Here is an 8865-nt window from a genome sequence, read left to right as displayed (position 1 = left end):
TGATCTCAGTAGGGGTAATTATGCCTTTGCCCACAGTGGGACAAACTACGACGAAACAAGATAGTAGCAACCAACAACTTATCAATCAAATCCCTTACAGGTTAAAATCCTCGGGATTTATCCCTTTGGCTTTTAATTGCTCTAGCAATGCCTTCATGCGAATTCGTTCAAGCTCTAAAGCTTGCTGTGCTTGCTCTGCTCGTTTTGATGCCTGTTGTTTTTCGAGCCTTTCAAGCTCTAAAGCTTCCTGTGTTTGTTCTAAAGCTTCTTCGGCTTGCTCTGCCCGTTGACGTTGTTGTTCTCTCTGCTCACTAATTTCCAAATAGCTAGCAAAAGGCTCACCATTGGGATAATAGAGCACCAATTGAGATGCTACTAACTCAAAGGTAATTCCTAAACGGGGACTAACCCAACCAAGCATCTGAGGGATTGGTTCTAGTTTTTCGGCTGAACGCAACCAGCCTTTTAGTTTGGCTCTATTTGGATCATAGAGATAGTACTCTTCTACTCCATGGGTCCGGTAAAACTTGAGTTTATCGTCTTCTAATTCTTTGATGGTGTTGGTTAATGATGCAATTTCAAAGGTGACTTGGGGATTAAGGTTATCTTCAACCCAGGTTTTATAAGAACGCCGATGCCCTTTGGGTCTACCGATAACTACCATCACATCCGGGGCTTGATTGATTTTGGGTTGTCCTTGTATTGGATACCACAACAAATCCCCAGCAACGAATACATTGGGGTCATCTTTGAAGTGGACTTCCAGGCCATACTTAATGGTGGTAATTAGTTCAAATTGAAGGGTATTGTCGGCCATTGGTTTGCCGTCACTTTCGGGATAGAAGATGTCATCGGTTGTGGGAGTAATTTGCTGAACCATAGGAAAAATTGTTTGGGTTGTAGGGAGTAGGGAGGATCCCCCCTAGCCCCCCTTAATAAGGGGGGAACCTTAATAAGGGGGGAATGGAGTAGGGAAGAGGGAAAAAATTATTTGTATCTCACTCGTGATCAGAATTGCTAGAGATTATAGGTTAAAATCCTCGGGATTTATCCCTTTGGCTTTTAATTGTTCCAGTAATGCTTTCATACGAGTTCGTTCAAGCTCTAAAGCTTGCTGTGCTTGCTCTGCTCGTTGTGATGCCTGTTGTTTTTCCAGCCTTTCAAGCTCTAAAGCTTGCTCCGTTTGCTCTAAAGCTTCCTGCGCTTGCTCTGCCCGTTGGCGTTCTTGTTCTTTTGCCAGCCTTTCGAGCTCTGCCTGTTGTTGAGCCATATCTCTTTGCTCACTAATTTCCAAATAGCTAGCAAAAGGCTCACCATTGGGATAATAGAGTACCAATTGAGATGCTACTAACTCAAAGGTAATTCCTAAACGGGGACTCACCCAACCTCGCATCTGAGGGATGGGTTCTAGTTTTTTTCCTGAACGCAACCAGCCTTTCAGTTTTGTCCGATCTGGGTCATAGAGATAGTACTCTTCTACCCCATGGGTCTGATAAAACTTGAGTTTCTTTTCTTCTAATTCTTTGATGGTATTGGTTTCGGAGGCAATCTCAAAGGTGACTTGGGGATTAAGGTTATCTTCAACCCAAGTTTTATAAGAACGCCGATGCCCTTTCGGTCTACCGATAACTACCATTACATCGGGGGCTTGGTTGATTTTGGGTTGTCCTTGTATTGGATACCACAACAAATCCCCAGCAACGAATACATTGGGTTCATCTTTGAAGTGGACTTCCAGGCCATACTTAATGGTGGTAATTAGTTCAAATTGAAGGGTATTGTCGGCCATGGGTTTCCCGTCACTTTCGGGATAGAAGATATCATCGGTGGTGGGAGTAATTTGCTGAATCATAGGAAAAATTTTCACCAAATACTGGAAGCATATTCTATCTTATCACACCCTATAAAAAACTACCATTTTAACAGATTTTTTGTAAAGCAAACGTGTTATTATTTAATTGGTGCTTGATCTTAGATTCAACAACTAAGGGATGTGTGATGTTTAATTATAGCAATCTCCCCAAGATTTTATCTTCAATCTCTTGGAAACTATCTTTGGTACCGGTCTCTTCTGTTCTCTTGCTCCTTGGTGCTTGTCAGAATAGTCAAACGATCAACCAAACAGTCAACCGAGGTTTAGAAATTCGCTTTCTGGCAGGGAGTGACTTAAAAGATTTTTGCGATCGCGCTGCGACCAAACTCAATAACTCCCAGCCTAAACTAGAGGATGGTACTCCCTTTTATCTAACCTGCGATACTAAAGGAAGTGGGGATGTGGTCGATGAAGTTCTTAATCTTACGCAACAATTGCAATCCGGTGCGATCGCTCCTGAAGATTCCCAATTTCCTACTTTAATTTCTGTGGATGGGGAAATTTACCAGAGTCAGCTGATCTTCCAGATTAATAAAATTTTTCCAGGACAGAACTATATCCCAGATTTAACTGAATCACCTCTGCTTGCTTACAGTCCGATGGTTTTTATGACCCAAGCTGATTTAGCCGGAGGTTTAGCAGCAGTGGACGATCTCTATGTTTCCTTGGTAGAGGCGAAAAATCACCAGGATCTAGACTCCAAAGCGGCTCCTTTACCAATAACTTACGTTCACACTGCTCCAACCCGTTCCAATTCTGGCTTGCAAACCCTAGTGGCTCAATTTGCTTCGGTTTCCGGTAAGCGTCCTCAAGAACTCACCATAGCCGATGTTAAAAAATACCAAGATCGGGTTCAGAAAATCCAAAACAAAATCACCCGTTACGGCAAATCCACCGGATCTTTAGCGAAATCGATGGTAAAAAACGGTCCGTTTTGGGCTTCTGTGGGCTCTGTCTATGAATCTTTAGTGATTTCTGCCAACAGCCAAGGTAATAATACGGTTAACTATCAAGCGGTTTATCCTTCCGCTACCTTCAGTTCCAACATCCGCGCCATCCTCCCCAATGCCCCATGGGTGAGTGAAAAAGAGAAAGCAGCAGGGGAAAAAGTTATTGAATTCCTACGGCAACCAGAAACCCAAAAAATTGCGGTAGACTTGGGCTTACGTCCGGGGATTCCAGGGGTGCCCCTTGGCAGTAAGTTTTCCCCTCAATTTGGGGTACAAGCTAATCCTCAATACGATTCCTACCGTCCTCCTAAACCGGAAGTGGTAGAAGCGATGTTGCAAAGTTGGCAAAGCTACGCCAAAAAACCTTCCCAAGTTGCTTTAGTCGTAGATGTTTCCGGTTCTATGAGAGGTGAGAAACTCTCGGGTGTGCAGAATACGTTACTGAACTACGTGCAGAATCTCGGTTCAAGGGAAAAGATTGCCATTATTCCTTTCAGTAATGAGATTAAGCAGCCATTTATGGTGGAAGGAACACCCCAAGGAAAAGCTGAGGGGATAAAATTTATCGGTAGTCTGAAAGCTGGGGGAGGAACTCGATTATATGATAGTGCTATTTTTGCTCGGAACTGGTTAAAACAAAATTTTAAAACAGACGCGATTAATGCGGTGTTGATTTTGACCGATGGTCAGGATTCTGGCTCAGAAATTACTCTCGATAACCTCTCAAAACAATTACAAAGCAGTAACTTTGAAGCGGAGGAAAGTATTGCTTTTTTTACCGTCGGTTACGGCAAACAAGGAGAATTTAGTCCTAAAGTCCTGCAAACAATTGCTGAACTAAATGGGGGCTATTATCGTCAGGGCAATCCCGAAACAATTTCTAATTTAATCGCAGATTTACAAGTTGAGTTTTAAGTACAGCAGTTTTCAATTGGGTGAGGTACAGATTCTTGGGTTTTAGGGAACAGGGAACAGGGAACAGGGAACAGGGAAAAAAATTTAGATGTACCTCATTAAAATAGTTAACCATATATAGTTAAAGTAAATTATCAGTCGCTGATTACCGATTACTAAACCCATGTTAACCTTTGCAAATCCTCTTCATTATCCCCTAGCGGTCTTAGCAGGAGGTGTAGTCCTGGCGATCGCAGTACGAGTTGCTCGACTTCCGAGCCCCATTGCTATTCCCCTAGCAGGAGTGGTCACGGTGGCTAGTGCCACTGTTCTTAAGCAAAAGGAAAGTCAACCACGCCCGACCCTACAAAACCCTGCTTTGGAAAGGGAATTACAACAGGTACGACAACAGGCTCAACTGATTGCTCAAAAAGCAGAAAGCCTGCGCTCAGAATCGGAAAAACTTGCCCTTGCTACCACCGAAATGGAGCTACTTTCTACTATTCAATTCGCATGCGATCGCGCTTTGGAATTACCCAGCAAAATTGACCAATTCTCCCAACGTCTCCATGGTACAGACTCCCTGCTTTCAGTAACCGATTTACAGCAGCAGTTGCAAGAGGTAGAAGCGAAAAAAACTAATAGTTCTGGAGTCGCCAGGCAACAATTACAGCAATTAGCGACTAGCTTAAAGCACAATATTACCCTTGCCCGACAAGGGGAAGATGCCAGACAAGCCCAGGTGATTGCTCTAGCTACTTTGATTACTGATACTGCGGGAGTTCTACAACAGTTGCAGAATCGCCTGCGCACAAGCAATTTAGAAGATACCCAAGCCGTGGAAGAATTGCGCTCCCTCAGTACGGAATTGGCAGGTTTTCAAGACAATATGGCTCTTTTCCTATCTTAACTTGATAGTAAGCTATCAGCTATCAGCTATCAGCTATTAGCTATTAGCTATTAGCTATCAGCTATCAGCTATCAGCTATCAGCTATCAGCTATCAGCTATCAGCTATAGCGGTTTTCAATACCCAATTGCAAACTGCTTTAAATAACTTAAGTTTAATACCAACTGATCTATTCCCTGTTCCCTGTTCTCTGTTCCCTATTCCCTCTTCCCTCTTCTCTGTTCCCTATTCCCTGTTCCCTAAAAAACCAGAAATATGTACTCAATAAAGTCGCAAATCGTTATAAATCATGGATAATAAAACCACTAAAACAATTACCTCCCTGGGGATTATCGCTGTTTCCCTAGGCATTGCCTACGCTCCTTTACCAGGGGGAAATCAAACCCTTTATGTGGTAAGTGGAACAGAATTGCAAGAACCCCTCGCTGTTCTCGAACAACGTTTTGAAGAAACCCATTCTAATATTAACATCGAATTTAAATTCCAAGGCTCCCAGGAATTAGTCAATCGCTATCTCGATGAAAAGAATGATTTTAAACCCACAATTTTAATTCCCGCTAATGGGGTTTTGTTGAATGAGTTAAGCGTCCGCTGGCAAGCCCAAAACACTAGTGAAGCCTTTTATGATAACCCCCAACCCATTGCCAAAACCCTCTTAGTAGGTATTGCTTGGCCAGAACGGGGACAAGTTCTATTTCCCGATGGTCGTTTTCAATGGTTAAGACTGGAAAATGCCATGAAAAAGCGCAATTGGCAGGAGATTGGAGGCAATCCTAACTGGGGGAGTTTTGACTTTGTGACTACCGATCCTAATCGTTCCAATAGCGGACAACTGACCTTAAGTCTTTGGACACAGAGTAATTCTGGGGGCGCAACCTTATCCCCAACTAATTTTAATAGCTCGGAAACTCAATCTCTGTTCAGTTTAGTCAAGCGGTCTGTCTATCAACCGCCACGGTCAACAGACACTCTATTGCAAGAGTTTATTGCCCGTGGTCCCAATGAGGCAGATGTTGCTACTGTATATGAAAGCATTGCCCTCTACCGTTGGGAACAGGTAGCACAGACTCAAAGCAAGCCCTATCAGATTTATTATTTTAATCCCACCATTGAAACGGTTTCCACCGCAGCCATTGTCCGCAGAGATGTGAACTCGCAACAGGTAAAAGCAGCACGGAAATTCCTCCAATTCCTAACTGCTCCAGAACAACAAAAAACCTTTGTGCAATACGGTTTTCGTCCTGTGATTGGGGGTATTGATTTGCAATCTGTCTCCGGGAGTCCTTGGACAAAAGGTATTCCCGGTGCAAAAACTGACCCTAATTTAAAAACCTTAGCACCACCAAATTCTGAGGTGATTGGGGAAATTCAACGGATGTGGAATCGGGTGCAGTAGGGAGTCGGGAGTCGGGAGTCGGGAGTCGGGAGTCGGGAGTCGGGAGTCGGGAGTCGCGAAACTCCCTTATTAAGGTGCTGCATCGCTATTCCCTATTCCCTGTTCCCTATTCCCTATTCCCTGTTCCCTGTTCCCTGCTCCCTGCTCCCTTTGCTTTATATCGATTAATCTTTCTTAACAAAAAAGGTACCCGCAAGGGTACTGTTAAAGCTGTATCAGGTCCAATAGTATAGAAAGACGCACCAGTACAGAGTTGGTATAAATGCTCTGAATAAGTAGAGGGAAATATGGCTAAACAATTACCAAGCTATGAACGAATTTTTGGCGAAATTGATTTCAAAAAAGGCGATGAAGCCCGTTCAGTCTATTCTCCTGCTGCTTATTTAGCTGATTTATTACAACTGTTGGATGATGAGTTTAAGGAACACGGGTTTGACCAGCGTCGCAGTGATATCAAGGAAATACTGCTGGATGCTAAAAATACCTTTGAGATGCTACCTTACCTGGATCGAGTCAATGAGATCCTAGCCTCTAAAATCAAGAACAATGGAAATGGTGAGGCTTTTGAACAGATCCGTAAAGCGATTTATCCCTTTAACCTGCCCCAAGATATTGACTACGCCACAGTCAAGGTCTATCTGCAGCATCTCGGTGTAAAAGCTGAAGAACTTTATAGATTACTTGATGAGATGCCACAGCAAGAGCTGTTGGCAAAAGCCTATTTAGGGATCTTAGAACAAGAGTGGGCGACTCTGATCGAAACCGCCCGAACAGGCAATGCGATCGCACAGTGTTACGGTGTTGCTACACTCTCTGACCTTATAGATATAGCCAATGGTGAGATAGTAGTAGATAAGTTTCTTACAGCTACCGGCATCAGTGAACTAGAACTTCGAGAACTTTTATTTCAAAATCTTAATCAAAATAGTGAAAAACTTCAGGACGCTAATTTATTAAAATTTTTCTGTAATGGCCCTCAAATAGGGGCTGCTGTTCTAACTGATGATGAAAAACGCATTACGTGGCAAAGTCAAGGCTCTACATCACAGGCTCAAGGGCTTGAATTCTGGTTAGACCGTGCCAACCGCTTCATCCGTCTCGCTAAGAAAACCGGGTTCACGTTTACCGAACTGGATATTATCCTACGTACCTGCTGTAACAATCAGTTAAACCCAGAAGCCCTTACCCGTATCGCAGTTGTTCACTGGCTAAAGGCTAAGCTGGAACTGGAAGTCGATGAGATTTGTGCCTTTTTTGCTCAGATGAATATCCTCGGGCAAGGTAATGAGGAGATGCCCATTGACCTGTTTAACCGCGTTTACAATAACCCCTGTGCCATCGCCGATAAACAGTATATCTGGAATCACGCCAATACTCCTCAACACTTTTCTGAGCTAGGACTTTCTAAGATTGAATTCAAACTAGATATTCTCGATACATCCAATGACGGTTATCGAAAAAGAGTTGCTCACGCTTTGGATTTACCTACCAAGCAACTGACCTACTTGATTAAAAAGTTTCGTAGTCATTTTGATAATGATAAGCTTTGGAACACTGCGAATAAAGAAATATCAATGCTTACCACTTTCTACCGTGTGAGTAAGCTAGCCAATATCTGTGAGATTTCCCTGGAAGAGCTATTTATTATTTTCGATATTTTAGAAAAAGACCCCGCTGTTCGTCAATTTAAAAATTGCAACGTTTTAATAGATTTTAAGATAGATCAGCGGGATTGTTATCAAATCATCTCCAACGATAATGTTCAAGACTCCATGTGGTTGATTCAAGTGGTTTATGGATTGACCCAATGGATGCAAAAGAACGACTTTTCTGCCCATGACTTGTTAAAAATAACCAGTGGTGCTTATGTCGATAAAATCGACTTGAATAAAATTGATGACACCATGCCGGTTAAGAAAGTCAAAACCCAAAAGGAGATTGACGACCAAGAGCAACTGGCGTTATTCAATAGTTGGCATCAAGCTTTTAAACCCTTACATTTTAAAGAGTCATTACTAAAAGAAGCTGGGCTCGACAGCCGGACATCACGGCTGGTTTACGAAACCTTAAGCGATCGCAACTATCATCTGACTAAGAAAGAGCCTAGGCTGATTTCCTTTGAGGCTAATCTTGTCAAAAAAGCAGCCTACGACGCTGTTAATCAAATTGACACCATTACCGAGAAAGATTTCTTAGGCTTGGGGATTGGGGAAAAAATAGCCGATAAAATCTATGACAATTTGATTCATAAAGGTCACTTGAATACTCAAGGCAGGCTGATTGAAGACAAACTCACTACCGATGTAAGTAAATTCCACATTGATACAGATTTTACCCCGATTCGGTCTGAGCTGTTCAATCAAATTAGCAAGCTCCATCAAGACCATGATGATGTTTCTATTTATCCTTCTGATCTCAAACCCTTGGGCTTACAAGAATTTGAATCTAGAGAGCTCTACCATAATCTAATTTTTAACGGTTATATCGATGATCAAGGTGCCCTAGTTGAAAAGTCATTCTTCGAGGATTCTGATAATGAAGATAATTTTGAAGTTAATGCCAATATCGGTACCCAGTCAAAAGATGTATTCGAGATTCTGTCTAAGCGGAGTCAGGAGATAAAACTACACAAGATTGCGGTTAACAAAGGGATATTTTCTGAGTTAGGACTAACCGAGCTCGAAGTGGATGATTTGATTGAAAATCTCAAGTTTAACGACTATATCGATGAAAACGGGCATTTTGTCGATAACCTTAAACTAACTCAGCTCCCACTAAAAGATTTTTCCCTGGCGTTGCAATTCTATCCCCATAGAACAGCCATCTTATCAGCCTTAAAGCAA

6 protein-coding genes are annotated in these 8865 nt (G+C 42.5%); 4 read left to right on the top strand and 2 right to left on the bottom strand.

Annotated features, from left to right (window positions below; all coding sequences use genetic code 11):
* Nucleotides 1-94: 94 nt before the first annotated feature.
* Together F6K37_RS25050 and F6K37_RS25045 are read right to left on the bottom strand one after the other, a co-directional pair.
* Nucleotides 95-880, bottom strand: coding sequence for a Uma2 family endonuclease (locus F6K37_RS25050; protein WP_008189717.1), 786 nt, complete (start codon nt 878-880; stop codon nt 95-97).
* 144 nt (nt 881-1024) lie between these two features.
* Nucleotides 1025-1852 (bottom strand): Uma2 family endonuclease, encoded by an 828-nt coding sequence (locus tag F6K37_RS25045; protein WP_008189719.1) that lies wholly within the window; start codon nt 1850-1852, stop codon nt 1025-1027.
* Nucleotides 1853-1998: 146 nt separating this feature from the next.
* Between F6K37_RS25045 and F6K37_RS25040 the strand changes: the two genes are divergently transcribed.
* The 4 genes from F6K37_RS25040 to F6K37_RS25025 all read left to right on the top strand — a co-directional run.
* The gene (locus F6K37_RS25040; RefSeq protein ID WP_287252882.1) at nt 1999-3738 is read left to right on the top strand and encodes a VWA domain-containing protein; all 1740 of its coding nucleotides are present in this window, start codon (nt 1999-2001) and stop codon (nt 3736-3738) included.
* 163 nt (nt 3739-3901) lie between these two features.
* A complete protein-coding gene (locus tag F6K37_RS25035) occupies nt 3902-4627 on the top strand; it encodes a hypothetical protein (protein WP_287252881.1) in 726 nt (241 codons plus the stop codon).
* 288 nt (nt 4628-4915) lie between these two features.
* The gene (locus F6K37_RS25030; protein ID WP_008189723.1) at nt 4916-6022 is read left to right on the top strand and encodes a substrate-binding domain-containing protein; all 1107 of its coding nucleotides are present in this window, start codon (nt 4916-4918) and stop codon (nt 6020-6022) included.
* Nucleotides 6023-6309: 287 nt separating this feature from the next.
* Nucleotides 6310-8865, top strand: a 2556-nt coding sequence (locus F6K37_RS25025; protein WP_287252879.1) for a Tc toxin subunit A, incomplete at its 3' end; no start/stop codon positions are given.

Origin of the sequence: Moorena sp. SIO4E2 (assembly GCF_010671945.1) — a bacterium.
In the GTDB taxonomy this organism is placed as follows: Bacteria; Cyanobacteriota; Cyanobacteriia; order Cyanobacteriales; family Coleofasciculaceae; genus Moorena; species Moorena producens.
This window is presented reverse-complemented; position numbering and strand designations above follow the sequence as displayed.

Bases quoted from the DNA above. Each gene is read 5' to 3' on its own strand.
- F6K37_RS25050 (WP_008189717.1), bottom strand. From the start codon at position 880: ATGGTTCAGCAAATTACTCCCACAACCGATGACATCTTCTATCCCGAA.
- F6K37_RS25045 (WP_008189719.1), bottom strand. From the start codon at position 1,852: ATGATTCAGCAAATTACTCCCACCACCGATGATATCTTCTATCCCGAA.
- F6K37_RS25040 (WP_287252882.1), top strand. From the start codon at position 1,999: ATGTTTAATTATAGCAATCTCCCCAAGATTTTATCTTCAATCTCTTGG.
- F6K37_RS25035 (WP_287252881.1), top strand. From the start codon at position 3,902: ATGTTAACCTTTGCAAATCCTCTTCATTATCCCCTAGCGGTCTTAGCA.
- F6K37_RS25030 (WP_008189723.1), top strand. From the start codon at position 4,916: ATGGATAATAAAACCACTAAAACAATTACCTCCCTGGGGATTATCGCT.